This window comes from Thermaerobacter nagasakiensis (assembly GCF_055396825.1).
This window is the reverse complement of sequence record NZ_AP043740.1, coordinates 1,828,118-1,854,360: the sequence shown is the minus strand read 5'-3', so window position 1 is coordinate 1,854,360 and position 26,243 is coordinate 1,828,118. Positions and strand designations below refer to the sequence as shown.

General features: G+C 73.2%; 26 protein-coding genes. 2 read left to right on the top strand and 24 right to left on the bottom strand.

Annotation, left to right across the window (positions count from 1 at the left end):
• Nucleotides 1–69: 69 nt before the first annotated feature.
• The 13 genes from ACZ5T9_RS07850 to ACZ5T9_RS07790 form a co-directional block, all read right to left on the bottom strand.
• A complete protein-coding gene (locus ACZ5T9_RS07850; RefSeq protein ID WP_464832522.1) occupies nucleotides 70–1,446 on the bottom strand; it encodes a CpaF family protein in 1,377 nt (458 codons plus the stop codon).
• Between the two features lie 57 nt (nucleotides 1,447–1,503).
• Complete coding sequence (locus tag ACZ5T9_RS07845; protein ID WP_464832521.1) at nucleotides 1,504–2,910, bottom strand: response regulator; 1,407 nt, start codon at nucleotides 2,908–2,910, stop codon at nucleotides 1,504–1,506.
• A gap of 144 nt (nucleotides 2,911–3,054) precedes the next feature.
• On the bottom strand, nucleotides 3,055–3,765 hold the full coding sequence (cpaB, locus tag ACZ5T9_RS07840; protein ID WP_116901341.1) for a Flp pilus assembly protein CpaB: 711 nt from the start codon (nucleotides 3,763–3,765) through the stop codon (nucleotides 3,055–3,057).
• A 232-nt stretch (nucleotides 3,766–3,997) separates the two neighbouring features.
• Nucleotides 3,998–4,924: a pilus assembly protein TadG-related protein gene (locus tag ACZ5T9_RS07835; protein WP_464832520.1), complete on the bottom strand. Its 927-nt coding sequence runs from the start codon at nucleotides 4,922–4,924 to the stop codon at nucleotides 3,998–4,000.
• Nucleotides 4,925–5,001: 77 nt separating this feature from the next.
• Nucleotides 5,002–5,355 carry a TadE family protein gene (locus ACZ5T9_RS07830; protein WP_464832519.1) on the bottom strand — a complete coding sequence of 118 codons (354 nt, stop codon included), beginning with the start codon at nucleotides 5,353–5,355 and terminating at the stop codon, nucleotides 5,002–5,004.
• Between the two features lie 244 nt (nucleotides 5,356–5,599).
• On the bottom strand, nucleotides 5,600–5,857 hold the full coding sequence (locus ACZ5T9_RS07825) for a Flp family type IVb pilin (RefSeq protein ID WP_464832518.1): 258 nt from the start codon (nucleotides 5,855–5,857) through the stop codon (nucleotides 5,600–5,602).
• A 298-nt stretch (nucleotides 5,858–6,155) separates the two neighbouring features.
• The gene (locus tag ACZ5T9_RS07820) at nucleotides 6,156–6,812 is read right to left on the bottom strand and encodes a response regulator (RefSeq protein ID WP_464832517.1); all 657 of its coding nucleotides are present in this window, start codon (nucleotides 6,810–6,812) and stop codon (nucleotides 6,156–6,158) included.
• The gene (locus tag ACZ5T9_RS07815; protein ID WP_464832516.1) at nucleotides 6,787–7,971 is read right to left on the bottom strand and encodes a sensor histidine kinase; all 1,185 of its coding nucleotides are present in this window, start codon (nucleotides 7,969–7,971) and stop codon (nucleotides 6,787–6,789) included. Before ACZ5T9_RS07815 ends, ACZ5T9_RS07820 begins: the two co-directional genes overlap by 26 nt.
• Before the next feature lie 138 nt (nucleotides 7,972–8,109).
• Entirely contained in the window at nucleotides 8,110–8,628 is a 519-nt protein-coding gene (locus ACZ5T9_RS07810) for a YqeG family HAD IIIA-type phosphatase (protein WP_006904731.1), read from the bottom strand.
• Nucleotides 8,629–8,673: 45 nt separating this feature from the next.
• Nucleotides 8,674–9,417: an RNA polymerase sporulation sigma factor SigK gene (gene sigK / locus ACZ5T9_RS07805; protein WP_464832515.1), complete on the bottom strand. Its 744-nt coding sequence runs from the start codon at nucleotides 9,415–9,417 to the stop codon at nucleotides 8,674–8,676.
• Between the two features lie 184 nt (nucleotides 9,418–9,601).
• Nucleotides 9,602–10,708: an endolytic transglycosylase MltG gene (mltG, locus tag ACZ5T9_RS07800; protein ID WP_464832514.1), complete on the bottom strand. Its 1,107-nt coding sequence runs from the start codon at nucleotides 10,706–10,708 to the stop codon at nucleotides 9,602–9,604.
• A 175-nt stretch (nucleotides 10,709–10,883) separates the two neighbouring features.
• Nucleotides 10,884–11,876, bottom strand: a complete 993-nt coding sequence (gene ruvX, locus ACZ5T9_RS07795; RefSeq protein WP_464832513.1) for a Holliday junction resolvase RuvX — start codon at nucleotides 11,874–11,876, stop codon at nucleotides 10,884–10,886.
• 32 nt (nucleotides 11,877–11,908) lie between these two features.
• Complete coding sequence (locus tag ACZ5T9_RS07790) at nucleotides 11,909–12,604, bottom strand: rhomboid family intramembrane serine protease (protein ID WP_006904727.1); 696 nt, start codon at nucleotides 12,602–12,604, stop codon at nucleotides 11,909–11,911.
• Nucleotides 12,605–12,889: 285 nt separating this feature from the next.
• On the opposite strand from ACZ5T9_RS07790, the gene ACZ5T9_RS07785 reads away from it, so the two are divergent.
• Nucleotides 12,890–13,066 (top strand): hypothetical protein, encoded by a 177-nt coding sequence (locus tag ACZ5T9_RS07785; RefSeq protein WP_242823397.1) that lies wholly within the window; start codon nucleotides 12,890–12,892, stop codon nucleotides 13,064–13,066.
• 75 nt (nucleotides 13,067–13,141) lie between these two features.
• Here ACZ5T9_RS07785 and ACZ5T9_RS07780 read toward each other — a convergent pair whose 3' ends face one another.
• Both ACZ5T9_RS07780 and alaS read right to left on the bottom strand, forming a co-directional pair.
• Nucleotides 13,142–13,417: an IreB family regulatory phosphoprotein gene (locus tag ACZ5T9_RS07780; RefSeq protein ID WP_051009342.1), complete on the bottom strand. Its 276-nt coding sequence runs from the start codon at nucleotides 13,415–13,417 to the stop codon at nucleotides 13,142–13,144.
• A gap of 154 nt (nucleotides 13,418–13,571) precedes the next feature.
• Nucleotides 13,572–16,244: an alanine--tRNA ligase gene (gene alaS / locus ACZ5T9_RS07775; protein WP_464834412.1), complete on the bottom strand. Its 2,673-nt coding sequence runs from the start codon at nucleotides 16,242–16,244 to the stop codon at nucleotides 13,572–13,574.
• Between the two features lie 646 nt (nucleotides 16,245–16,890).
• On the opposite strand from alaS, the gene ACZ5T9_RS07770 reads away from it, so the two are divergent.
• Entirely contained in the window at nucleotides 16,891–17,322 is a 432-nt protein-coding gene (locus ACZ5T9_RS07770) for a thioesterase family protein (RefSeq protein WP_464834411.1), read from the top strand.
• A gap of 153 nt (nucleotides 17,323–17,475) precedes the next feature.
• Here ACZ5T9_RS07770 and ACZ5T9_RS07765 read toward each other — a convergent pair whose 3' ends face one another.
• The 9 genes from ACZ5T9_RS07765 to ACZ5T9_RS07725 all read right to left on the bottom strand — a co-directional run bounded on the left by ACZ5T9_RS07765 (nucleotide 17,476) and on the right by ACZ5T9_RS07725 (nucleotide 26,179).
• Nucleotides 17,476–18,744 carry an AI-2E family transporter gene (locus tag ACZ5T9_RS07765; RefSeq protein WP_464832512.1) on the bottom strand — a complete coding sequence of 423 codons (1,269 nt, stop codon included), beginning with the start codon at nucleotides 18,742–18,744 and terminating at the stop codon, nucleotides 17,476–17,478.
• Between the two features lie 9 nt (nucleotides 18,745–18,753).
• Nucleotides 18,754–18,966, bottom strand: coding sequence for a hypothetical protein (locus ACZ5T9_RS07760; RefSeq protein WP_464832511.1), 213 nt, complete (start codon nucleotides 18,964–18,966; stop codon nucleotides 18,754–18,756).
• Between the two features lie 5 nt (nucleotides 18,967–18,971).
• Entirely contained in the window at nucleotides 18,972–19,163 is a 192-nt protein-coding gene (locus ACZ5T9_RS07755) for a hypothetical protein (protein ID WP_006904720.1), read from the bottom strand.
• A gap of 208 nt (nucleotides 19,164–19,371) precedes the next feature.
• Nucleotides 19,372–20,586: a tRNA 2-thiouridine(34) synthase MnmA gene (gene mnmA / locus ACZ5T9_RS07750; RefSeq protein ID WP_464832510.1), complete on the bottom strand. Its 1,215-nt coding sequence runs from the start codon at nucleotides 20,584–20,586 to the stop codon at nucleotides 19,372–19,374.
• A 94-nt stretch (nucleotides 20,587–20,680) separates the two neighbouring features.
• Nucleotides 20,681–21,853, bottom strand: a complete 1,173-nt coding sequence (locus tag ACZ5T9_RS07745; RefSeq protein ID WP_464832509.1) for a cysteine desulfurase family protein — start codon at nucleotides 21,851–21,853, stop codon at nucleotides 20,681–20,683.
• A 64-nt stretch (nucleotides 21,854–21,917) separates the two neighbouring features.
• Entirely contained in the window at nucleotides 21,918–22,343 is a 426-nt protein-coding gene (locus ACZ5T9_RS07740) for an RrF2 family transcriptional regulator (RefSeq protein ID WP_006904717.1), read from the bottom strand.
• A 328-nt stretch (nucleotides 22,344–22,671) separates the two neighbouring features.
• Nucleotides 22,672–24,558 (bottom strand): pyrimidine-nucleoside phosphorylase, encoded by a 1,887-nt coding sequence (locus ACZ5T9_RS07735; protein WP_464832508.1) that lies wholly within the window; start codon nucleotides 24,556–24,558, stop codon nucleotides 22,672–22,674.
• 96 nt (nucleotides 24,559–24,654) lie between these two features.
• Nucleotides 24,655–25,377: a deoxyribose-phosphate aldolase gene (gene deoC, locus ACZ5T9_RS07730; RefSeq protein WP_464832506.1), complete on the bottom strand. Its 723-nt coding sequence runs from the start codon at nucleotides 25,375–25,377 to the stop codon at nucleotides 24,655–24,657.
• Nucleotides 25,378–25,528: 151 nt separating this feature from the next.
• Entirely contained in the window at nucleotides 25,529–26,179 is a 651-nt protein-coding gene (locus ACZ5T9_RS07725) for a thymidine kinase (protein WP_464832505.1), read from the bottom strand.
• Nucleotides 26,180–26,243: the final 64 nt, after the last annotated feature.

Genomic DNA, 26,243 nt, shown 5'->3' with positions numbered 1-26,243 from the left:
CCTCTCCCTTCCGCCGAGGCCGTTCCCTGAAAGCCCCCGCCCGTCCGGCGGCCCCGCCCCCGCACCGGTTCAGTCGAAAAGCCCCGGCGGCAGGACGATTCCCGCCGCTTCCAGCCGCTCCTGGCATCGGGGCCGGATGCCCGTGGCGACGAACTCGCCCATCACCCGGCCGTTGGCGTCCACCCCGTACGCCTGGAACAGGAAGAGGTCCTGCAGGACGATGACGTCTCCCTCCATGCCCTGGACCTCGGTGATGTGGGTGATCTTGCGCGTGCCGTCCTTGAACCGGCTCTGGTGGACGATGAGGTCGATGGCCGACGCGATCTGCTCCCGGATGGCCCGCACCGGCAGGTCGATTCCGGCCATCAGCACCATGGTCTCGAGGCGCGACAGCAGGTCCCGCGGGCTGTTGGCGTGGGCCGTGGTCAGGCTGCCGTCGTGGCCGGTGTTCATGGCCTGCAGCATGTCCAGCGCCTCGCCCGACCGCACCTCACCCACCACGATCCGGTCGGGGCGCATGCGCAGGCTGTTGCGGACCAGCTGCCGGATGGTCACCTCACCCCGGCCCTCGATGTTGGGCGGGCGGGTCTCCAGGGACACCACGTGCTCCTGGCGGAGCTGCAGCTCGGCGGCGTCCTCGATGGTGATGATCCGCTCGTCCGGCGGGATGAAGGACGAGAGCACGTTGAGGGTCGTGGTCTTGCCCGAGCCGGTTCCGCCGGAGACGATGATGTTCAGCCGGCCGCGGACCGCCGCCTCCAGGAACACGGCCATCCGGGGACTGAGGGTGCCAAACCGGATCAGGTCGTCCACCTGCAGCGGGTCGCGGCTGAACTTGCGGATGGTCAGGCACGGCCCGCGCAGGGCCAGGGGCTGGATGATGGCGTTGACCCGGGACCCGTCGGGTAGCCGGGCATCCACCATGGGGCTCGCCTCATCGATCCGCCGTCCCAGGGGGGCGACGATCTTTTCAATCAGGTGCAGGATCTGCCGGTCGTCCTCGAACTGGACCGGCGCCCGTTCCAGCCGGCCCCGCCGCTCGACGTAGACCTGGTCCCGGGCGTTGATCATGATCTCGCTGATCTCCGGGTCCTGCAGCAGCGGTTCCAGCGGCCCGTAGCCCAGGATCTCCGCCATGAGGGTCTCGGCCAGGCTCTCCCGCTCCAGGGGCGAGACGGACTCTTCCTCCGCCAGGTACTCGAGGATCTTGGCGCGGATGGCCGCCCGCTGTTCCTCGCTGGGACCTTCCGGACGAACCAGCGCCCGGGCGTCCACCTCGTCGATGAGCCGCAACTGGATTCGGTTTTTCAACGCCCGGTGGGGATCGTCCGCCGCCGGCCCGTCGCCGCGGCCACCGTCCCGGCTCCGGGACGAGCGCTCCGCCTCCAGCTCCACCGGCGGCTCCCAGGGCTTGTCCTTAAGGCGCTGGTAGAGGCTGGAACCCACAGGCATTCCCCCCCTTGGCCGGCCTGAACCGGCGCCCCGAACATTCCACGCCCGGGACTAGAACAATCCCAGCAGCGAAAGGCGGCGCCCCGCGGGCCGGACCGGCGCGCCCAGGCCCGAAGGGGCCAGCTTCTCGGCCAGGCCCTCGACGGCATCCCCCAGCGGCGAGCGGGTCCGGCGGGCGCAAAAGGGGACCCCCGCGTTGGCCGCCTGCACCGCCACCGGATCCCGGGGCAACACGTGGGCCACCGGGAAGTTGAGGCCGTGGGCCACCTCATCGGGCGTCAGACCCGAGGGTTCATGCAGGTTCAGGACGACCCGGACCTTCTCCTCGGGGTACTCCAGCTTCTGGATCAGCAGGTCGAGGCACTTGGCGGTGTTGGCTACCGCCGGAATGTCGCTGGTCGTCACCACCACCAGGAGGTCCGACATGTCGAACGCCGTCAGGTTGGAATCCCGGTAGTTGGCCGCCGTGTCCACCACGACGAAATCGTGGGTTGACCGCAGGGCTTCCAGCACCTCCGCCGTGTAGTTGCGGGCGGGATCCCGCCGGCCCTCGCCCTCGATCTCAGCCGCCTCGTGGGGAAAGAGGGGTGCGGGCAGCAGGGACAGGCGGAACCCGCTGACGGGATGCAGGGCGGGCGCCACGGCCTGCGGGTCCAGAGCACCCTCCCGGCGGCAGAGATCGGCCAGGGTGGCCCGCGGCCGGATCCCCAGCAGCATGGCGGCGCTGCCCAGCTCCAGGTCCAGGTCGACCAGGACCGTGCGCCGGTCGGGCCGCTTGGCCAGGGCCACCGCCAGGTTGACCGCCAGGGTGCTCTTCCCCACGCCGCCCTTGGCGGAGAAGACGGTGATCAGCCGGCCACGGCCTCCCTGCGGGGTGACCAGGGCCGGTTCCCCGGCAGGGGGCACCGCCCGCCGTACGGCTTCCGCCAGGGCATCGGGGGAGAAGGGCTTGACCAGGAAATCGCAGGCGCCCGCCTGCATCGCCCGCCGGAAGTACTCCGGCCCGTTCTCCACGGACACCATGACGATGCGGGTATCCAGTTGCCGCAGGATCCGCTCCGCCGCCGCCAGCCCATCCAGGCGCGGCAGGTTGATGTCCATCAGGATGACGTGGGGACGCAGGTCCGCCGCCATGGCGGCCGCCGCTTCCCCGTCGGCGGCCTCCCCGACCACGTGGAAGTCGGGTTCCATCTCCAGCATCTCCACCAGGCTGCGGCGCACGGGTTCGGCGTCCTCCACCACCAGGACACGGATCCGCTCCGGCCGCGGGGCAGGTACCGGCCCCGCCCCTGCCCCGCCCCCCGGTATGGCGCCGGGCGCCTTGCCCGGCCCGGGCACCGGCTCCCTGGCGGCCCCCTCGGCCGGAACCGGTCGTTCAGGGTGGTGGCGATCCGCAGGTCCGGCCGCTCCTCTTCCGGCCTCCCGGCCGTTCGACCCGAGGCCCATCCATCCCACCATCCCGCTTTCCCTCCCCTCCCTGCGCAGGCATTGAACTCGGCCCCCCACCTCGCCGCCGGGCCGGCTCTCACGGCGGCGGCGCGGGGGAACCGGCGCGGCACCCCCGCTTTTCGCTCCGCCGGGCACGCCCTGGTCGGGCACGCCCTAGCGGACCAGGTCGGCCAGGCGGGCCGTGACGGCTCCGGCGGGCCGGCCGTCCCCGGCGGGACGCAGCAGGAGCCGCAAGCGGCCCTCCTGCTCGGCCAGGACGATGGCGGCGGCGTGGGCCGGCGCCACGGCCAGCGTCAGGTGGGTCAGCCCGTCCCCGGCCGGTTCCCCCTCGGCGGCCGTGTCCTGCTGCACGGCCAGGACCAGCACGTTCTCCACCAGGATCCGGGCTTCCGGCTGTTCGACCCCCGGCTTCCCGCCGGGCAGGCCGATCAGCACGTCCACCCGGTCTCCAGGCTGGACGAACCCGCCCACCGCCAGGACCGGATCGGCGGCAATGGTGAGGGCCCGGGTCCCCTCGGGCAGGCGGTAGGCCAGGCCATCGCTGCCATCGCCGCGCGCCAGCTTGCTGGTCAGGACGAACTCGCCTTCGGCCAGGGGCACCTTGGTCACCTTGCCGGCGGCCTCTTCGATCCGGCTGACGGCACCCCGGCCCACCACATCGGCCGGCACCTGGCGCACGGCCAGCATGTCGGCCTGCAGGGGGGTCTGGGCGGGAACGGGCCGGGTGGCCACCACCACGGGCACCCTCGGCTCCTCCCCCGCCTCCCCTGCCGGCACCCGGACGTAGAAGGCCACCAGGATGGTCACCGCCAGCCCGGCCAGCACGGGCAGCAGCAGGTAGCGCACCATTCGTCCACGGCTCACGATGCTCCGTCTCCTTCCCGCGGGACCGCGCCTTGCCCCCAGGCTGCGGTCCACCCCTGTCGCCCGGCCGCGGCCCGAACCGGCAGCCGGACCGCCACCCTGCCCCGGGCCGGCGGGCCGCCCCCGCGCCCCCGCCGGCAGGACCGGACCCCCTCGGGTTCGGGCCGGTTCGACCCCCGGACCGGCGGCGGCACCGGGAAAGCGGGCGGCACGCCCCGCCCGCCCACCCCGGCTAATCGACCAGGCGAACCACCCGCACCCCCGCGTCCTCCGGATCGCCCCCGGCCTCACCCTCCACCCACAGGCGGATGAAGCGGCCCACCACCTGGCCCTCGGCTTCCCGAGCCTCCTCCAGGAAGAACGCAGCAAAACCGGTCACGGTGACCCGGTCGCGCCCCGTGGCGGCGCCGAACCCGCGAATCACGGGAACGATCACCACCCGCGGCGAGTCGGCGCGGAAGTTTTCGTAGGTGCTGTAGGGATCGGCCTCCAGGCGTTCCCGGTAGGCGGCCACGGCACCCGTATTGCGCCCGGGTTCGGTCTCGAGCTCATCGCCGGCCCGCACCCAGCCGGGGTAACCGTGGCGGATGTTGTCCCGTACCGTGTCGGCCCCGCGGCCCCCCAGCGCCAGCAGGTGAAAGTTGCCGGGGGAGTCCGGGCGGTCGAGCACCAGGGTGTACCGGTGGCCGGGCAGGAACTCCTGCTCGTCCACACCGTAGGGCTGCACCCCCCGCACCGCCCGGGCGGCGGCCACTGCCGCCGTGGCGGCCGCCTGCACGGGCACGGCCTCGGGACCCAGAACCCGGGCCAGGCCGAGGGGAACCGTGGCCGCCGCCTCCACCCTCAGGGTGCGGCCGCCGGGCCCGATCTGGATCCGCGCGCCGCCGGCATCGACCCCGTTGCGGCGGAGGTACTCCTCCGCCAGGTTCCGGGCCCGTGCCGGTTCCTCCGGGAGGGCGGCAGCCCCCGCCAGGGCGGCGGCGTCGGCGGCCGCCTGCAGGCGGGTGCGCTCGGCGTAGAGGCGGCCTCCGTCCACGGCCAGGCCGGCCATCCCCAGGAGGACCGCCAGGCTGATGGCCACCAGGACCGCCACGCCGCCCTGCTGGGAACGGCTCCCGTCGCCGGCCCCGGGGAAGCCCACTCGGCGATGACATCTCATCCCCCTGCGGCCTCCCCTCGCCCCGGGATGGGGAAACCCGGTCCGGATACGGACGGGTCCCGCCCCGGCCCCCGGGGTCACTCGATGCGGACCACCACGGCCGCCTGAAGGAGGTGCTCCTCTCCCACCAGGCCGGCCAGCGGCGTGATGAACTGGAACGGGTAGCGAACCAGGACGGTCAGGGCCTCCCCCACCCTGCGTTGCGCAGGCTGCGGATCCACCTGGACCACCAGGCGACCGGCATCGAGGCCGGTGGCGGCGGCCTCGACCCGCTGGCGAATCGCCGCGTCGTCCCCGGGGTGGACCGCGCCGTAGCGGGCGCCCTCCCGCGCAGCATGGCGCACGGTGAGGCCCGTGTAGAAGTAGCGCCCGAAATCCAGAACCCCCATGAGGATCAGCAAGAGGACGGGCAACAGCACGGCCAGCTCCACGAGGGACTGGCCCTCCTGGCGGCGGTCCAGGCGACGCCCCCCTGGCCGGTGGCTATGGCACCTTGGTTGGCAACGAGCCGCCCGGAACGGCACGGTGATCCGAACCTCCCTGGATAGGGAGCGCGGCGGCGGGGCGCGGGCCTCAGGCCGCGGCCCCGCCGCCGCGCGGGGGGAGTCCTATGATGGGGTGGGGGGAAAACTGGGTTGTAGCTTTCTCCGTCGCGGCGCCGGTGAGACCGCTGCCTCAGTTGCCAGTGGCACCCTGAGGGTTGTTCAGCGTATTGGCCACGCCGTTGAAAATCTTGCTCAAGCCGCCCTGCATGGCCACCAGCGCACCGATCAGGACCACCGCAATGAGCGCAATGATCAGCCCGTACTCCACCATGCCCTGTCCCGCCTCATCCCGCAGGCGGAACTTCACACCCTCCCACCAGGCCATGAGCCGCAGCATGGCACCGCCCTCCTTTCCCCGCCGGCGGACCACCGGGCTTGCTGGTGCCACCCGTCCTCCCGGCACCCGCGCGGCGTGTCCTGCTGATTCCAGCCTACGGGGCGGGCCGGGGGCGGCCAATGGCCTGAAGGTCGCGTTTCCGCGGTCCCCCGGTCCCAATGGGGGGCCGGGACCCGGGTCCCAGGGGGCCACCCGCGCGGGCCATGCCGGGTGGCTTCCAGGCGGTTCCCGCGGCAGGGGCACGGACGGTAGCGGAGAGGGGGGGTCGCCCAAAGCAGCCGGGCGGCCGGCCCCCTCCGGGCCGGCCGCCCCCACCCAGCCGGTTCGTCTCCCCGTTCACCGCGCTCCGCTAGACCTTGACCCAGCCCTCCCGGATGGCGTGGATCACCGCCTGGGTGCGGTCGGCCACGCCCAGCTTGCGGAAGATCGAGGTGATGTGGTTCTTCACCGTCTTTTCGCTGATGAAGAGCCGCTGGCCGATCTCCCGGTTCGAAACGCCCTCCGCCACCAGCTGCAGCACCTCGAACTCCCGGCGGGTCAGGGGCTCGGGGATGCCCCCGCCCAGGGGGGTCCACCGCTCCCGGCGCCGCGTGCCCAAGTTGAGGACACGAGCCGACAGGGTGGGGTGGACGTAACCCTCGCCCCGGCAACACAGGCGCACCGCCTCCACCAGCGTGCGCGGCTCCACGTCCTTCAGGACGAACCCGCTGGCACCGGCGGCGATGGCCTCCAGCAGGTACTCCTCCTGGTCGTGGATGGTCAGCACCAGCACCTGGGTCGAGGCGGAGGCCGCCCGGATCTGCCGGGTCGCCTCGATGCCCGACATGTCGGGCAGGTTGATGTCCATCACCACCAGGTCGGGCCGCAACCGGGCGGCCTGGCGGACGGCCTCGGCCCCGTTGCGCGCCTCGCCCACCACCTCGATGTCCGGTTCCAGGTGGAGCACCTGGCGCAAGCCCTCCCGCAGGAGGGCGTGGTCGTCAGCGATCAGGACCCGGATCGGCATGGCCGTCTTCTTCCCTCCCCAGCGGGATCTCAAGGCGCACCCGCGTGCCCTGCCCCGGGCGGCTCTGGATGTCGATGCGGCCGCCCACCATGGCCACCCGCTCCTGCATGTTGGCCAGACCAAAGCGATCGGCGCCGCGGGGCGCTGCGGGGTCGAACCCGCAGCCGTCGTCGGCTACCTCCGCCCACAGCCGCCGTGCGGCGAACTCCACCCGCATGACCACCCGGCTGGCGCCGGCATGCTTCCACACGTTGTTCAGCGCTTCCTGAAGGACGCGGTAGACCGTGATCTCCACGGCGGGGTCGAGCCGGCGGGCCGCCCCGCGGGTCACCAGATCCACCTCGAGTCCGGTCTTGTCGATAAAGCCCGCCACATACTGCCGGAGGGCCGGAATCAGTCCCAGGTCGTCCAGGGCCATGGGCCGCAGGTCGAAGATGATCTTGCGCACGTCCTGCAGGCTCTCCCGGGTCAGGGCCTTGAGGCGCTCCAGTTCCTCCCGGGCACGGCCCACGTCCTCGTCCAGAAGCCGCTGGCAGACCTCGACCCGCAACACCACGTTGGCCAGCATCTGGGCAGGGCCGTCGTGGATGTCCCGGGCCAGCCGGCGCCGCTCTTCCTCCTGGGCCTGGAGCAGCATCAGGCCCACCTGCAGCCGCCGCTGGAGGTCCGCCGCCTGGCCCAAAAGCTGCCCCAGCTTGCCCGACAGCAGCTCCAGCGCCAGGCGGATGTGACCGGCCAGCTCCTCCGCCCGCCGCACCGTCTCGCCCAGGCGGCGCAACCGCCGTTCCAGCTCGTCCCGGCGATGGCGCAGCTGGGCTTCCCGCTCCTGGGCCCGTACCCACTCCTCGTGGAGCCGCATCGCCTCCTCGTAGGCTTCGCGGTAGGCTTCCTCGCCGTAGCGCTGGAAGTGGCGGGAGATCTCCACCAGCCGCAGCCGGGCCTGCTGCTGCCGGCGGGCCAGGCCGTCCACCTGGGCGATGAGCTCTGCCACCTGCGCCCGGACCTCGTCGAGCTCGCGGGCCGCTTCCCGGTATTCCTCCCGGGCCTGCTCGGCGATGAAGAAGACCTGTTCCCGCCCGCGCTCCACGGCCGTCAGGGTCTCGCGCAGGACCCGGTCCAGCGCCACGGGGTCGAGGGAACCCGGGACCGCCGCCTCCACCCGCACCACCGCCGGCCGGCACCGGACGCCGGCGGGCGCCGGTGCCCCGTTCTTCCCGGATGATCGGGATTCTGCCCGGATTATCGGGGCGAAGGGGAAAGCCATTAAGGGCAGGCCAAGGCCACCGCCGGCCCCCGATCATGCCGGGGGACCGCCCGGCGGGACCAGCCGCCGGAGGACCCACCGCTCCACCAGCCGCACCAGGCGGGTGCCGATGAACTCGCGACCGGGCAGGGGCGTGACCAGCACCGTGACCATTCCCAGGCGATTGCCGCCCAGGACGTCGGTGAAGATCTGGTCGCCGATCACCGCCGCCTGGGCAGGCTCGGTGCCGATGGTCTGGAGGGCGCGGAGGAAGGCGCGCCGGCGGGGCTTGGTGGCCGAGTGGACCGCGGGGACGCCGCAGGCCCGGGCGAAGCGCTGCACCCGCTGTTCCAGGTTGTTGGAGAGGATGCACACGGCGAAGCCCTGCTGCCGGGCCTCGTCCAGCCAGCGGCGCAGGGCCTCGTCGGGCAGGGGCTGATCGCGACGGGCCAGGGTGTTGTCCAGGTCGAGGATCAGGCCCCGCACCCCGCGGGCGCGCAACGCATCCCAGCGGATGGCATAGATCGAGGGGGCCACCAGATCCGGCGTCAAGAGCCGCCACAACCGCCGCACAGCAGGGGCTCCTTTCCCACCATCCCGCCCCATTATACGGCGATTCTAGGGCTCGTCACCCTCGCCGGCAGGCTCGGGCAAGGGGCCGGGTTCGTCCAGCACGTGGCGGGTCAGCTTGCGCACCGCCCGCTTCTCGATGCGGGAGACGTAGGACCGGGAGATGCCCAGCACCCGTGCCACCTCCCGCTGGGTGTAGCGGCGCCGGCCGTCCAGGCCGAAGCGGAGCTCGAGCACCCGGCGTTCCCGCGGACCCAGCTCTCGGACCGCCTCGCGGATCCTCCGGGCCAGGAGGCGGCGGCCCACCGTCTCCTCCACGGCGTCATCGTCGGCGGGCAACATGTCCATCAGGGTCACCTCGTTGCCTTCCCGGTCGACGCCGATGGGGTTCTGCAGGAACACCTCCCGGCGGTTGCGGCGGGTGGCCCGCAGGTGCATCAGGATCTCGTTCTCGATGCAGCGGGCGGCGTAGGTAGCCAGCCGCGTGCCCTTGGAGGGGTCGTAGGTGTCCACCCCCTTGATCAGGCCGACGGTGCCGATGCTGATCAGGTCCTCGGGATCCTCGCCGGTTTCGTCGAACTTCTTGGCGATGTGGGCCACCAGCCGGAGGTTGCGTTCGATCAGCACATCCCGTGCCCTCTCGTCACCGCAGCGCATGCGCTCCAGGTAGTGAGCCTCTTCCTCGGGGGAAAGGGGCTGGGGGAAACTGCGACCGGTCTGCAGGTAGCCGACCAGGTAGAGCAGGCCGCGCACCAGCGCAGCCCCCAGGAGCAGCAGCCATCCGGGTCCCATGGCAGCGCCTCCTTGTACGGATAAGGCCCCCGGTTCCCGGTCGCGCCGGCCGGGGGTGCCGGCTGTTCCCGTTCGCTGGACGAACCGGCCGGCTGCGCGCCGCCGGCCAGCAGGCGGGGCACTGCCACGCTATGCATGCCGGGATGCCGCTGTACCTGTCCCGGGGCGGATTTGGGCGGTGGCCTCAGCGGTCCGGGTTCCGGTCCTGGCCCGCCGGCGGGTCCTGCTCCTGGAGGGACTGGCGGTAGGCACGGACGTTGCGGTTGTGCTCCGCCAGGGTGCGGGCGAACTGGTGCCGCCCCGAACCGTCCGGGCGCAGGACGAAGTACAGGTAGTCCACGTCGGCCGGGTGGAGAACGGCGCGGATGGCGGCCTCCCCCGGGGCACCGATGGGGCCCGGCGGCAGGCCGGGGTAGCGGTAGGTGTTGTAGGGTGAATCGACCCGCAGGTCGGCGTAGGTGAGCCGGCCGGAGGTCCGGCCCAGGGCGTACAGCACGGTGGGGTCGGCATCCAGCGTCATGTTGCGCTCCAGCCGGTTGAGGTACACGCCGGCGATGAGCGGCCGTTCCTCCGCCACCCGGGCCTCCCGCTCCACGATGGAGGCCAGGGTGATGACCTGGTGTACGCTCAAGCCCATCTGCCGGGCCCGGGCCTCCTCCTCCGGACCCACCACCTGCCGGAACCGGTCCAGCATGAGCCGCACCACCAGGGCCGGATCGGCACGGCCGTGCTCGTCCACGGGCACCCGGTAGGTATCGGGGAAGAGGTACCCTTCCAGGGGCTCCTTCAGGGCGTTGCGGGTGCCGGCATCCCGGGGCAGGTAGGGCCAGTCCGCGGCCGCCCGGTCCAGGGCGGCGCGAAAGCTTTCCCGGGTCACCAGGCCCTCGGCCGCCAGGTGTTCGACAACCTGGGCCACCGTCCACCCTTCGGGAATGGTGAAGCGGGCGGTGAGGATGTCGCCGCGCGCCAGCTTGTCCAGCACGGCTTGGGCCGGCATGGCGGGACTCAAGCGGTAGACCCCGGCCCGCAGGCGCCCGTCGTACCCTTGCAGCCGGACCAGGACGCGGAAGGCAAGCGGATCCCGGATCAATCCCTGCCGGTGGAGGAGGCCGGCGATCTCCGCGGTGGACGCCCCTCGGGGGACCCGCACCACCGTGGTGACGGGCGACCCCGGCCGGGGTGGCTCCAGGGCGTTGACATACCGGTGGTAGAGCCAGCCGGCCGTCCCGGCGGCCAGCACCAGCGCCGCCGCCAGGACCGCCCCCACGACCCGCCAGATGGTGCGCCGCACCGCTCGCCCTCCTCACCTCCCGCAAGGTTCGTGACAGGCGCCGGGCCTCCTGCCGGGGCGCCCCGGCAGGAGGCCCGGCGCCGCCGCTGCCGCACCGCCCCGGCACGCGGGGAACGGCAAGGCCCCGCGGGCTCCCCGCGGGGCCGGTATGCGGTCGCCCCGCCCTGGGGCGTGGTCAAGGCCGCCGCCCGGAAGGGCCGCCTCCGTCCTCGTCGTCGCCGTCCTCATCCTCGGCCGGCTCCTCGTCGTCCTCCTCGTCCAGGCCGTCCAGCTCCTCCAGGTCGTCCAGGTCCTCGTCGTCCAGGACGTCGTCGTCCAGGTCCTCCTCGTCCCAGTCCTCTTCCTCCCACTCATCCTCGTCGGGACCGAGGACCTCGTCGGCATAGGCTTCGTCTTCTTCCTCGGCCACCATGTCTTCCCACGCCTCGGCGACGGCGTCCCACTCCTCGTCGTCCTCGATCTCGACCAGGACCGGCGTGCCGTCATCCTCGTGGAGCAGGCGGAAGATGAAGGCCTCCTCCTCGTCGTCGGGGTCGGCGACGATGGCATACTTGCGGTCGTTCATTTCCACCAGGTCGATGACCACGAACTGCTGCTCCTCGCCGTTCTCGTCCCGGAAGGTGACGATCCGGCGTTCCTCCGGCAGGTCCATCACTGCCCCACCACCTTCCTCCACAGGCTGCTGGCTGAGACATTCACCGCCGCCGGGGCGTTGCCTGCGTGCCCCGCGGGGAGATTCGCCACCGGTTGCCCGTTGCCTGCGCTGGGCTTCGAGAAAGGCCTGCAGGATCACCGTAGCCGCCATGCGGTCGATGATCGCCTTGCGCCGGCGCCGGGAGAGGTCGGCGTCGATCAGCACCCGCTCCGCCTGGACGGTCGACAGCCGCTCGTCCCATAGGGTTACCCGGGAAACGCCGGCCGCCTGCAGCCCGGCGGCGAACGCCTCGGCCGCCTCCGCCTCCGGGCCGCGCCGGCCGTCCAGCCGCCGGGGCCAGCCGACCACGATGCCTTCGGCGCCGTGTTGGCGGGCCAGTTCGACCACCCTGGCGATGTCCCGGTCATCGCCCTGCCGGGGCAGGCTTGCCAGCGGGCGGGCCAGGATCCCCTCGGGGTCGCTGATGGCCACACCGATGACGCGGCTGCCCAGATCGAGCCCCAACCAGCGCATGACCGTTCACCCGCTTGCGGCCGGCCGGCCCCTCACAGCCAGCGCGGCTCCCGCCGGCGGGGCGCCAGCAGAAGCCAGCCGGCAGCCCCGGCCACGAAGCCCGCCACGTGGGCCCACCAGGCCACCAGGGTCACATTGGGAGCGCCCAGAGCGGCCAGCCCGTTCAGGACCTGAAGCCCGAACCAGACCAGCAGGAAGACCCAGGCGGGCACTTCCGCTACCGTAATGAAGATGAAGAGAAAAATCAAGGTGACGATGCGCGAGCGCGGGAAGGCGAGGAAATACGCCCCCAGCACGCCGGCCACCGCGCCGCTGGCACCGATGGTCGGGATGGTGGAACCGGGGTTGGCCGCCACGTGGGCGTAGTTCCCCAGGAAGCCCGCAAGCAGGTAGAACAGGAGATAGCGGCCCCGGCCCAGCCGGTCTTCCACGTTGTCGCCGAACACCCAGAGGAACAACATGTTGCCCAGCAAGTGGACCAGGCTGCCGTGCAGGAACATGGCCGTGACGAGGGGGAGGTAAGGCTCCAGGCCCACCTGGGGCAGCAGGGCCAGGGGCGGGATGCGGGCGGGAACGACCCCGAACCTCTCCGCCAGGAGGCCGATCCCCGCCTCCGGCGTGGGGCCGGTGGTCCATTCCACGTAAAACACATAGACATTGAGGGCGATGATCAGTACGGTGATCCACGGGAAGCGCCGCGAGCGAATGGTGTCGCGTAACGGGATCATGGCTTGCTCCTTCCTGCCGGTCCGCGCGGAACTGGGGCGGCGGAACGAACCGACCCGGGAGAGCACTTGTCACCGCACCGGTACGAACCCCTTTGACGGGAACGCCCGATGCCGGCCCGCGTCCGATCCTTGCGCCGGATGCTTTCCGCGCAAAGCGAGGTGAACCCCGTGACCCAGCCGATGGTTCCCGCGCCCAGCTCCCGCCCGCCCCGGCTGCGCCGCAGGCGCCGGCCGGGCCGGCCAGGGCGGCGCGAATACGGAAGCGCCGGCACGCATGGGGCCCCGATGCCCCCGGAGCCCCGCCCTGGAACCGGCTGGTGGGAGCGATTCAAAGCCGAGCTGGCCTACGTGGCCAGCCTCAAGACCCTGTGGCTGGCAGTGGCCCTGGGCAGCCTGGCGGCGGGGTTTCTTCTCGGGACCTGGTTCGGTCACCAGCTGGCCGCCGCCGCCCACCTGCGTTGACCCCGGGGCCGCCGGCCGGCTCTCGGGGCCCCACGGCTCCAGGCCGTGTCTCTCCCGCCGCGGGGTGGCCCGCCCTCAGGCTTCGCGCCGGGCCGCCCGGGCCCGCAGGCCGGCCACGTAGGTGCGGACCAGTTCCGCCAGCAGCTGATCCCGTTCGATGCGCGACACCAGCGCCCGGGCACCCCGGTGGCTGGTGATGTACGCCGGGTCGCCCGAGAGCAGGTAACCGGCCAGCTGCCGCACGGGATCGTAGCCGCGCTCCTCCAGCGCCTCGTAGACAGCGGCCAGGATGGCCGCCGGGTCGGCCGGTCGGCCGGAGCCGGATGCGGCCAGGGGCAGGCCCCCGTACATGGTGGGCTGGCCGTCCGTCACCGGCCGGGCCGGTTCCGCTCCTTGGTGCACGCCTTTCGCCTCCGCTCCTGGCTTCGACCTCCGGCTGCGCCCCCGCCGGCGCCCCGGCGCCTGGGGAGGGCGCGGCGCCCACGGTGCCCGCAGGCAACCGGGCTCAGCTGGGGCCGGCGCCCGTCGTTCCTCCGGCCAGCTGTTCCATCCACAGGCGCCGGCCGTGTTCCAGCGCCTCCGGCAGCCGGCCGGGATCACGGCCGCCCGCCTGGGCCAGGTCGGGACGCCCGCCACCGCCACCGCCCAGCCGCCGGGCCACCTCGCCCACCAGGCGTCCAGCGTGCAGGCCCCGCTCTTGGGCGCCCGCCGTCACCGCCGCCACCAGCAGCGCCCGCCCGCCAGCCCGGGCTCCCAGCAGGACGGCGGCCTCCCCGGCCCGCTGTCGCAGGTAGTCGGCCGTTTCACGCAACACCTCGGCATCGTCCACTGGTAGTTCGCCCGCGATCACCCGGACACCTGCCAGCTGGGGCGCGGCTTCCAGGAGGCCGTCCGCCGCCTGGCGGGCCAGCCGGCTGCGCAGCTGGCGCAGCTGGCGTTCCAGCTCCCGGTGGCTCTCCACCAGGGCCTCCAGGCGGGCGGGCAGGTCGTCCACCGGCACCCGCAGGGTACCGGCCAGCCGGTCCAGGACCGCCTCCTGCCGCCGCAGGTACTCCAGGCTGCCCCAGCCCGTCACCGCCTCCACCCGGCGCACGCCGGCAGCCACGCTGCCCTCGGCGGTGAACTTGAACAGGCCGATGTCGCTGGTCGAGGCCACGTGGGTGCCGCCGCACAGCTCCAGGCTGTAGTCGCCGATCTGGACCACCCGCACTTCGTTCCCGTACTTTTCCCCGAACAGCGCCATGGCACCCGCCTCGAGGGCCTCCTCCAGGCTGGTCCAGTACCAGCGCACCGGAATGCCCCGCAGGATCTGCTGGTTGATCTCGTCCTCGATGGCCCGCAGCTGGCCGGCCGTCGGCGCCTCGAAATGGGTGAAGTCGAAGCGCAGGCGATCGGGCGCCACCAGCGAACCCGCCTGGTTGACGTGGTCGCCCAGCACCCGCTTCAGGGCCGCATGCAGCAGGTGGGTGGCGGTGTGGTTGCGCATGATGGCCGCCCGGCGGGCGGCGTCGACCCGGGCCCGCACCCGGTCGCCCACCTGGACCGCACCCTCCACCACCCGCGCCTTGTGGAGGATCCGGCCGCCCGGCAAGGGCTGGGTGTCCAGCACCTCCAGGCGCGCTCGCGGTGTCTCGAGCCAGCCGGTGTCCCCCACCTGGCCGCCCCGCTCGGCGTAGAAGGGCGTCCGGTCCAGGATCACCCCGACCTCCTCGCCGGCGTCCGCCCGGTCGGCCGGTTCGTCCCGGCGCACCAGCAGCCGCACGGTGCCCTCGTCCTCCAGGCGCTCGTAGCCGGTGAACTCCGTGGCCGGTTCGTCCGCCAGGGCCCGGGCCAGGGGGGAGCCGGGATCCCAGCCCTCCTCCACTTCCCGCGCCGCCCGGGCCCGCTGGCGCTGGACGGCCATGGCCCGCTCGAAGCCCTCCCGGTCGACGCGCAGGCCGGCTTCCTCGGCGGCGTCCTCCGTCAGGTCCAGGGGAAATCCGTAGGTGTCGTAGAGGACGAAGGCTTCCTCGCCGTGGATCAGGCCGTCCCCCCGCTGCCGGGCGCGCTCGATCACCTCGGCCAGGATCGCCATCCCCTGGTCCAGGGTGCGGAAGAACCGCTCCTCCTCGCCGCGGATCACCCGGCGCACATAGTCCGCCCGCTGGCGCACCTCGGGATAGGCGTCGCCCATCACCTCGCCCACCGTGTCCACCAGCCGGTAGAGGAAGGGTTCCTCCAGACCCAGGATCCGCCCGAAGCGCACGGCCCGGCGCAGGATGCGGCGCAGGACGTGGCCGCGGCCCTCGTTGCTGGGCAGCACGCCGTCGGCGATGAGGAAGGTGCAGGCCCGGGCGTGGTCGGCGATGACGCGGAAGGGGAAGCCGGCCTCACCCCCGTCGTAGGGCCGGCCCGTCAGGTCCTCCACCGCCCGCAGCAGCGGCCGGAAGAGATCGGTGTCGAAGTTGGAGCCCACACCCTGCATGACGGAGGCGATGCGCTCCAGGCCCATCCCCGTGTCGATGGAGGGCCGGGGCAGCGGCTCCAGGCGGCCGCTCTCGTCCCGGTTGAACTGCATGAAGACCAGGTTCCAGATCTCCAGCCAGCGGTCGCAGTCGCAGGCGCCGATGCCGCACACCTCGGCATCGCAGCGGAACTCCTCGCCGCGGTCGTAGACGATCTCGCTGCAAGGACCGCAAGGGCCGGTATCGCCCATGGCCCAGAAGTTGTCCTTCTCGCCCAGGCGGACGATGCGCTCGGCGGGAATGCCCGTGACCTCCTGCCAGAGCCCGAAGGCCTCGTCGTCGTCCCGGAAGATGGTGGCCCAGAGCCGCTCGCGGGGGAGGCCCAGTTCCTCCGTCAGGAAGGTCCAGGCGAAGTGGATGGCCTCCCGCTTGAAGTAGTCGCCGAACGAGAAGTTGCCCAGCATCTCGAAGAAGGTGTGGTGACGGGCGGTCTTGCCGACGTTCTCCAGGTCGTTGTGCTTCCCCCCGGCCCGCATGCACTTCTGGGCCGTGGTCGCCCGCTTGTACGGGACCTTCTCCTTGCCGGTGAACACGTCCTTGAACTGCACCATGCCGGCATTGGTGAACAGGAGCGTCGGATCGTCCTTGGGAACCAGGGACGAGCTCGGCACGATGGTGTGGCCATGGCGCTCGAAGAAGCGCAGGAAGCGCTCGCGGATCTCCGCGGCCGGCATCCCCGCAGGATGCGGGCGGCAGGCCGGTGTCACGGTCGCCGCCACAGGCTGGCACCTCCCCTCAGGATCCCGCTGTCTTGGCAAAGAAAAAACCGCCGCCGGCCCTGGGCCGGGGCGGGCGTGCCGCGGTACCACCCGGATTCGCCCCGCCCTCGCGGGCGGGGCCTCGGTGGGTCGGCGGGCGCGGGCCGGGCTGGAGCAGGCCACGGGCCCTGCCGATCCGCGCGGTAACGGCGCGCCGCCGGGTGCACTTTGGGAAGCCGGGTTCCGCACCGGCCGGCGACCGGGGGCCGGGACCCGGCCCCATGGGGCGGGCCGGCCCCACGTGGCGGGGCCCGGACCGGCTGGGCGCGCCCGGCCGTCGCGGGATCCCTTTCCTTGGTGCACCGGGCTCCGGGATGGCGTGCTCGCCTCCGCCCGGGAGCCTCGCAGCCTGGGGCTCCCTCTCTGCAGGGCGGGCGGGCGGCTTGGTCCCCTCATCGCCGGGGGCCGCCGCCTGAAGGGCAGCAACCCCATGGAATCACCGGCATTTTGCCATTTCCGGAGGGGCTCGTCAACTCGGCCCGGGCGGCGCCCCGCCCCGAGGTCCGGCGCCTGGCCCACCGGCAGGGGCTCCGGACCCGGCGGCGAAGGGGTGTGCGAGGTGATGCCGGTGAAACCCGGGTTCGTTCCCGGCCTGCGGGCCGAGGTGGAGGCCACCGTCGACGCCGGCATGCAGGCCGCCTTCGACGGGCGGGTGATCCACCCCCTCTACTCCACCTGGTCGCTGGTGCACCACCTGGAGCACGCAGCGCGGCGGGTGCTGGAGCCGTATCTCGAGCCCCATGAGGAAGGGGTGGGCTACGCCGTGGAGGTGCGGCACCTGGCCCCGACCCCCGTGGGCGCCAGGGTGCGGGCCGTGGCCGTCCTCGAGGCGGTGGAGGGCAACCGGGTGATCTGCCGGGTCGAAGCCTACAATGATCTGGAGAAGATCGCCGAGGGCCGGCAGGTGCAGGTGGTGCTGGAACGGGACGCCTTCCGCCGCCGCATCGAAGCGCTGCAGCAGCGCCTGGCCCCCCAGGATTCGCCCGCCCCCTGAGGGCGGCCGGGGGAGGCGGGCAGCCGGCCCCGGGCGGGCCGTCCCGGCCGGAGGGCGCTGCGGGCAGGCCGGACCGGTCGGCGACCCGTCGCGCCACGTCCCCTCCGCGGCGGCCGGGGGGCCAGGGGCCCCCGGCCGCCCCTTCCCGCAGCCTTATTTGGGGGCGGGCTCCCGGTGGCGGCGCCGGAGGCCCAGGAGGCGGCGGAAACCGGCCGCATCCGGCGTCGCCGGACCTGCAACAGGAGGCGGGCCGGCAAGCCGCCCCGCACCGCGACCGGCCCCAGCGGACCGCCCGGGTTTGCCGTGGTGGCTGGGGGCCGGGCCAGAGGAAGGGCCTTCGCCGTGTGCTGCGGGCAGGGGACCGGGGTCCGGATCCCGGCGAACCAGCCGGTCGAGCCCGCCCACCCAGTCCGGCGAGGCGAAGGCCAGCAGAACGTGGGCCAGCCCGGCCACGGGCACCGCGAACAGAAGGCCCGCCAGGCCGAAGTGGTGACCCCCCACCAGCAGGGCACTGATCACCACCAGGGGGTGGACCCCCACCCGCTGTCCCAGGATGCGCGGCGACAGCACGCTGTTTTCCACCCACTGGACCATCACCAGGGCGACGGCCACCTTGATGGCGGTGGCCGGGGAGTGCAGGGCCGCCATGGCCAGGACCGGCACCGCGCCGATGATGGGACCGAAATAGGGGATCAGGTCGGCCAGGGCCGCCAGCGCCCCCAGCAGCACGGCAAAGCGCAAGCCGAAGAAGGTGGCCACGGCCGTGACCATCAGGCCCACGAAGCCGGCCACCAGCAGCTGGCCCCGGATGAACCCGCCCACCACCTGGTCGACGGCCCGCACCAGCTCAAGCCACCGGCGGCGGTGCCCCCGCCCCAGCCGGTCCTGCGCCCAGCGGCGGAGCCGCGGCAGGTCGTCGAGCAGGTAGAAGGCCAGTACCGGAGCCAGCAGCAGCGGGGCGGCCCCCAGGAGCCCCTCCACCAGGCCGCCGGTCAGGTCGGCCAGCCGGGCCGTCACCCATCCCTCGGTGCGGTCGATCTGCTGCAGCAGCGCCTGGCGCACCGTCGCCGGAAGGGTGGCCCGGGCCGCATCCTGGCGCACCCCCTCCACCAGCAGCCGCAACCGGCGGGCGTATCCCGGCAACTGCGTCCCCAGGCGGTTCAGCTCGTCCAGAAACCCGGGCAGAAGGTAGACCAGCGCCACGGCAGCGGCCAGGGTGATGAGCAGGTAGAGCAGGAGGATGGCCGTGGCCCGCCGTAACCCCTGGGCTTCCAGGAAATCCACGGCCGGCGCCAGCAGGTAGGTCAGGACCAGGGCCAGGACGAAGGGCGGCCAGGTGCCCCGCAGCAGGTAAAGCAGGCCCAGGCCCGCGGCGATCAGGGCAGCCCCGCCCAGGATCCTCCGCCAGGACACCGCCGGCATCGGGCCGGCCTAGCGCGCGCCGGCCCTGGCCAGCAGCCGCTGGGCCCGCGGCCTGACCCACCGGACCAGGCGGCGGCGCTGCCGCGGTACCTGGACCTCCAGCCACTGCTGGCTCCACCGCCCGGCCCGCGCCAGCCAGCGGCCCGGCCGCACCCCCGCCCACTCCAGGGCCGCCATCGCCAGGCTGCCCACCACCACGCCCGCCCAGAAGCGGCCGCCCATCCTTCTCACCCCTCCACGGGCTCGGCCGCCGCCGGAGCCCCGGCCGCCAGCCGCACCCGGTTCCCCTCTGAATCGAGGACGAAGCAGTCGACCCGTCCCGCCCCCAGATCCTGAAACTCGATGCAGCAGTCCCAGCAGTACCACTCGTTCTGGCCGATGCGCCCGGTGGCATTGCCCGCGCAGACCGGACAGCGCATGGTGCCGTCCCCCCTCGGCTTCCTCCTTAATCTGCGCGGGCAGGGGAAGGGCCATGCGGCGCCGGAGCCCCGGATCGGGGGGATCCGGGGCTCCGGCGCCGCATCGGGCAAGGCCTGGTGGGGGGTCTGGAAGCCCGTTCGACCCTGGGCTCGGCCTCGGGTGCGACCTCGGGCTCGACCTTCCCCCCGGCCTCGGCTTGGGCTGGTTCTACGCCGTCGCACCCCGCCCGGCCGCCACGGCCTGGGCGCCGTCCGGCCGCTCGCAGGTCTCGGCGGCGAAGGCCGGCCCGGTGTCATCCAGGTCGCCGGGTGCCACGGGATCCAGCACCTCGGCGATCACACCGCCGCCGGCCACCCGGTCCCCGTCGTAGAAGACCACCGCCTGCCCGGGGGTGATGGCCCGCTGGGGCTCCTCGAACCAGACCTCCACCGCATCCTGGCGGCCTACCAGGGGCCGCACCACCGCCGGCGCCTCGGGCGACTTGTACCGGACCCGGGCGGTGACCCGCGCCTCGCCCGCAAGGCCGGGCCAGGACACCCAGTTGACCTCCACCGCCCGCAGGCCCCGGGCATAGGTGGCCGTATCCGGGCCCACGATCAGCGCGTTCTTCTCCGGCAGGATGCGGACCACGTACATGGGCCGGTCGCTCTGGATGCCCAGGCCCCGGCGCTGGCCCACGGTGTAGTAGGCCAGGCCGCGGTGGGTCCCCACCCGCCGGCCCCGGGTGTCGTAGATGGGCCCGGGCCGGATGCGGTCGCCGGCCCGTTCTTCCAGAAAACGGCGGTGGTCGTTGTCCTTGACGAAGCAGATCTCCTGGCTCTCGGGCTTGCGCGCCGTCACCAGGCCGTAGGCCTCGGCCAGCTGCCGGACCTGGCTCTTCTCGAAACGCCCGATGGGCAACAGGGTGCGCGCCAGCTGCTCCTGGGTGAAGTTGTAGAGCACGTACGTCTGGTCCTTGCGCCGGTCCGCCGACTTGCGCAGGATGAACCGCCCCAGCGCCTCGTCGTACTCCACGATGGCGTAATGCCCTGTGGCGACGTAATCGCAACCCAGGGCCTCGGCCCGGCGCAGGAACTCGTCCAACTTGATGTAGCGGTTGCAGGCGATGCACGGGTTGGGCGTGCGGCCCTGCAGGTACTCGGCGACGAAGTAGTCGATCACCTTCTCCTCGAAATCCTGGCGCATGTTCATGACGTAATAGGGGATGCCGAGCCGCTCCGCCACCCGGCGGGCGTCGTCGACGGCGCTCAAGGAGCAGCAGCCCCCGTAGCGGGCCTCGTCCTCGGGCTCCATGGCGGGCCACGTCTGCATGGTGACCCCGATGACCTCGTAGCCCTGGTCCCGCAGCAGGGCCGCCATCACCGAACTGTCGACCCCGCCGCTCATGGCCGCCAGCACGCGCCCCTTCCTTCCCTGGCTCACGCCGCCACCCCCTTCCCTTCCGCGTCGCGTTCCTGGCGTTTGCCGGCGGGCGCCGGGCAAATCCGGTCGCACCGCCACCCCGTCCGCGAAACCTCTAGCGGCCGGCCACCAGCCCCAGGCCCTGGGCGCGGCGCGCCCGCTCCACCACCCGGGGCAGGACCTCCAGGACCCGGTCCACGTCCTCCTCGCTGGTCCCGTCGCCCAGGGAAAGGCGAATGGCACTGAAGGCTTCCCGCTCCGGCAGGCCCATGGCCTGGAGCACGTGGGAGGGCTCGGGCGTGCCCGCGCTGCAGGCGGCGCCGCTGGACGCGGCGATGCCCTCCAGATCCAGCTGGATCAGCACCGTGTCGGCCGTCACCCCGGGCAGCCCGATGCTGCTGATATGGGGCGCCCGCGGCGCCCCTGCGCCGTGGATGCGCGCGCCGGGGATGCGGGCCACGATGCCCTCCTCCAGGCGCCGCTGCAGCGCCGCCAGCCGCGCCGCCTTGCCCTCCCGCTCCCGGGCGGCCAGCTCCGCCGCCAGGCCGAAGCCCGCGATGGCCGCGGTGTTCTCGGTGCCTGCCCGCAGGCGGCGCTCCTGCCCGCCGCCGTCCAGCAAGGGCAGCAGCTGGGTGCCGGCCCGGACATACAGGGCGCCGGCGCCCTTGGGCCCGCCGATCTTGTGGGCCGAGAGGCTCAGCAGGTCGACCCCCAAAGCCTCCACGTCCAGCGGCAGCACCCCCGCCGCCTGGACGGCGTCGGTGTGGACCAGCACCCCGCGCGCCCGCGCGGCCCGGGCGATCTCGGCCACGGGCTGGATCGTCCCCACCTCGTTGTTGACCAGCATGACGGAGACCAGGATGGTGTCGGGTCGCAGGGCGGCCAGCACCTGCTCAGGGTCGACCCGGCCCTGGTCATCCACCGGAACATACGTGACGGCAAAGCCCTGCCGCTCCAGGGCCGCACAGGCGTGCAGCACCGCATGGTGCTCGATGGCGGTGGTGACGATGTGCCGCCCGCGCCCGGCGTGGGCCAGGGCCACGCCCTTCAAGGCCAGGTTGTCGGCCTCGGTGCCGCCCGAGGTGAAGATGATCTCCCGCGGCCGGCAGTGGAGCAGACTGGCCACCTGGGCCCGCGCCTCGTCCAGCACGGCCCGGGCCGCCCGCCCGGCGTAATGGAGGCTCGACGGGTTGCCCCAGGCCTCCGCCAGGACTTCGAACATGCGCTGCTGGACTTCCGGCCGCACGGGCGTGGTGGCGGCATGGTCCATGTAGACGCGGCGGGTCACCGTCACCACCTCCTTCCCCCCACCATGGGTTCCACTGTTTTCCCCCAGCAATGGGCTGTAACCACTAAATGTAAAACATGTAGCCCCGGCGCTGGCGCTCTTCCGCCTGGCGGCACAGATCCGCCAGGGTGGTGCCCTCCAGGACCCCGGTGATGGCGCGCCGGACCTCTTCCCAGACCGGGTCCGCCACCGAGGGGGTTCCCGTGGCCTCCTGGTCCGTCTCCGGGCCGATGGGGCCGTCCAGCAGGCGGACGATATCGGCTACGGTGATCTGGGCGGGATCCCGCGCCAGCACGTAGCCGCCCTGGGCGCCACGCACGCTCTGCACCAGCCCGCCCTTGCGCAGCGGCGCCATCAGCTGCTCCAGATAGTTCTCCGGCAGTTGCTGGGCGTCGGCCACTTCCCGCAGGGGCACCGGCCCCTGTCCGTAGCGGCGGGCCAGCTCGTACATCGCCCGCACGCCGTAGCGACCCCGCGTGGAAAGTTGCATGACCTGACCCTCGCAGTCGTGCACAGCGCGCGCCCGGCCGGAAGCACCGGCCGGGCGTGCCAATTCCCACTGATTCACTGGGTTTTCTCACGGCCATGCTAGCATGCCGCGGCGGGCCCTGTCAAAGGCCCGCCGCCGGGGCCGCCGCCGGGATGCCGCAGGACTGCGGCCGGTGCGGCCCTTTCCCTCAGCGCCCGCGCAGGATGTAGTGGACCGTCAGGGTGCCGCCATCGGACTGCGGCCCGGTCAGGTAACCGCCGGCCACCACGCGGGAGGCATCGCCCGCCGCGCGTGCTGGCCCCTCCGCCCCGGCCGGCCCTGCCACGGTTCAGCGCTGGAGGCGGAAGCCGTGGGGCAACAGGGTCTCGATGGGCTGGGGCGCCGGCTGGCCGTCGACCCACACCGCCAGGCCCGGCGCGTATTCGAACAGCAGCTGCCGGCAGGCGCCGCAGGGGAAGGCGGGCTCGGGGCCGTCGGCGGTGATGACGATGCGCCGGAACTGGCGCACCCCCTCGGACAGCGCCTTGAACAGGGCCACCCGCTCCGCGCACATGGTCAGCCCGAAGCTGGCGTTTTCGATGTTGGCGCCGGTGAAGATCCGGCCGTCCGCCGCCTCCAGTGCCGCCCCCACCCGGTAGCGGGAGAAGGGGGCGATGGCCGAATGCCGGGCGGCCCGGGCCAGCTGCACCAGGGGCTCCCAGCCGGAAGGTGGGGAGGCGGCACCCGTTGCGCCGGCCCCGGCCCCTGCCCCGACCGGAGCGGACGACCCGGCCGGCCGGGCGACCTCCGGCACCCGGATCTCCGCCGGCGAGGCACCCGTCACCCCGGCCGCCGCGCCGGCCCGGGAAACCCCGCCGGACCCCGCGGCCGCGGTCGATTCCGGCGCCGCCGGGGTCCCCGGCGCCAGCTCTGCACCGACCACGGCATGGATCAGGGGCGGCACGGGAGCCGGTTCGTCCGCAAGGGTGAAGGCCCGCTCCAGCCAGCGGCGGGCCGCCTCCAGCCGCGCGGGATCGTTGAAGTGCAGCTCCACCAGCGGCTCGCCCGCCTCCACCCGATCTCCCAGCCGCTTGAGCATGACCAGGCCGGCGGCCAGGTCGATGACGTCGTCCTTGCGGGCGCGGCCGGCCCCCAGGACCATGGCGGCCGTCCCGACCGCCTGGGCGTCCATGGCGGTCAGGTACCCGCTGCGCGGGGCGGTGAACACCTGGCGGTAACGGGCCTGGGGCAGCCGCTCGGGGTCGTCGACGGCCCGGGGGTCGCCCCCCTGGGCCTCCACCAGCCGGCGCAGCATGGCCAAGCCGTCGCCCGCCTCCAGGTGCCGGGCCAGGAGCCGGCGCCCCGCCTCGGGATCCGGTACCTTGCCGGCCAGCCAGGCCATGGTGCCGCCCACGGCCAGGCAGAGTTCCACCAGCTCCGCCGGCCCCTGGCCCCGCAGGGTGGCGATGGCCTCCCGCACCTCCAGGGCGTTGCCCACGGCGCGCCCCAGGGGCTGGTTCATGTCCGTCACCAGGGCGACCACGCGGCGGCCCAGGTGGCGGCCGATGTCGACCATCAACCGGGCCAGCTCCAGGGCGCCGTCCAGGGATTTCATCAAGGCGCCGGAGCCCGTCTTGACGTCGAGGACGATGGCGTCAGCGCCGCCGGCGATCTTCTTGGACATGATGCTGGCGGCGATCAGCGGGATGCTGTCGACCGTTGCCGTCACGTCCCGAAGGGCGTAGAGCCGCTTGTCCGCTGGCACCAGGTCGGCCGTCTGGCCCGCCACGGCGATGCCCAGCTCGCGAACCTGGCGGGCGAACTCGTCCCGGCTCAGTTCCACCCGGAAGCCCGGGAAGGATTCCAGCTTGTCCAGCGTGCCGCCCGTGTGGCCCAGGCCGCGCCCCGACAGCTTGGCCACCGGGATGCCCGCCGCCGCCACCAGCGGCGCCAGCACCAGGGTGGTGGTGTCACCTACGCCGCCCGTGCTGTGCTTGTCGACCTTGACGCCGGGGATGTCGCTGAGGTCGACGGTCTCGCCGGATAAGGCCATGGCCCGGGTCAGGTCCGCCGTCTCCCGGGCATCCATGCCGCGGAAGAACACGGCCATGGCCCACGCCGCCACCTGCTCGTCGGGGATGGTGCGGCGGGCGATGCCGTCCACCCACCACTCGATCTCCTCCCGGGTCAGGGTGCCGCCGTCGCGCTTCTTCAGGATCAGGTCGTAGGCTCGCAACCGCCCCGCCTCCCTCGCCGCTCTCGGGCGCGCCCGCACCTGGGGCCGGGCCGGGCACCGCCCTGCCGGCACCGCCCGCCCCGGCGGGTGGCAGCTTCAGGCAGGTTCGTCGGGCGCTCCGGCCAGGATGGCCAGGCTGGCGCTGGCACCGATGCGGTTCGCACCGGCCGCCACCATCCGGCAGGCCGCCTCATAGTCCCGAATGCCGCCCGACGCCTTGACGCCCTTGCCGGGCCCCACCGCCGCCCGCATCCGGCGCACCGCCTCCTCGGTGGCCCCGCCCGGCCCGAAGCCGGTGGACGTCTTGACGAAGTCGGCCCCCGCCTCCAGGGCCAGCCGGCAGGCCAGGTCGATCTCCTCGGGACGCAGCAGGCCCGTTTCCAGGATCACCTTGACCAGCGCTCCCGCCGGCCGGGCCACCGCCACCACGCCGTGCAGGTGGGCCACCACCTCCCGGTGGCGCCCGGCCTTGAGGAGGCCGACGGGCTGGACCACGTCCAGTTCCCGCGCCCCGGCGGCCAGGGCCGCCTCTGCCTGGCGGGCCTTGTCGGCGGCCGACCCGGCACCCAAGGGAAAGTCGATCACGGTGCACACCACCGGCCCCGCCCCAGCCAGGAGCTCCGCGGCCAGGGGGACGTACACCGGGTTGATGCACACCGAGGCGAAGCCGTGTTCCACCGCCTCCCGGCAGAGCTGCTCCACCTGCTGGGGCGTGGCCTCGGGCTTGAGCAGGGTGTGGTCGATCAGGCCCGCCAGCTGCCGCCGGCCGAGGGCCGGCGGCGTCGCGCCCGCCGGTGCACCCGAACCCCGGTCCTCCATAGGCGCCCTCCTCTCAACCCTTCTCCCCGCGCCCGCCGCGCGGCGCCGTCCCCCCTGCCGCCGCCAGGCGGACACGCCCGCGGGCTCGGGGGTCCACCGCGGGCGGCAAGGGCCGTCGCTCCCGCCCTGGCCCGCGCCGGTGGGCTCCGGTCTACGGAGACCGGAGCCCACCGGCGTCATCCGCCGGCCCCCGGTCCCGGGCCGGGGCGGCCTGCCGGCCGGCGGCCGCTTGGGGCTCGCCCAGCTGGTGGTGGCGCCGGCACCGGGGCTCGTACGACTCGTGGCCGCCGATCAGGATCACCGGGTCGTCAGGGGCCGCGGGCCGGCCGCCGATGAGCCGCTGGGTGAAGGTGGCGGGCTCCCCGCAGACCACGCAGATGGCCTTCAGCTTGAGTACCTCGTCCGCCAGGGCCATCAGCTCGGGCATGGGGCCGAACGGGCGGCGGGCGAAGTCCATGTCGAGCCCCGAGACGATGACCCGCAGGCCGGCGGCGACCATGTCCAGCACGGCCTGGACGATGGGCGGTGCGAAGAACTGGGCCTCGTCGATGCCCACCACCTCCGCCGCCGACCGGGCCGCCAGCACGGGGATCTCCTCGGGGCGGCCGGCGGGCACCACCACGGCCTCGAGGTCGCGCCCGTCGTGGGAGGCGACGGCGTCCCGCCGGTAGCGGTGGTCCAGGTCGGGCTTGCACAGGAAGACCCGCCGCCGGGCGATGCGCGCCCGCTGGACCCGGCGCAGCAGCTCCTCCGTCTTGCCCGAGAACATGCCGCCGGTGATCACCTCGAGATAGCCTGCCATCGCGATCGCCGATGCGCTCCTTCCCCGGCCGGGGCTGCTGCTCGCCGGGCGGGCCCCGGCCGCC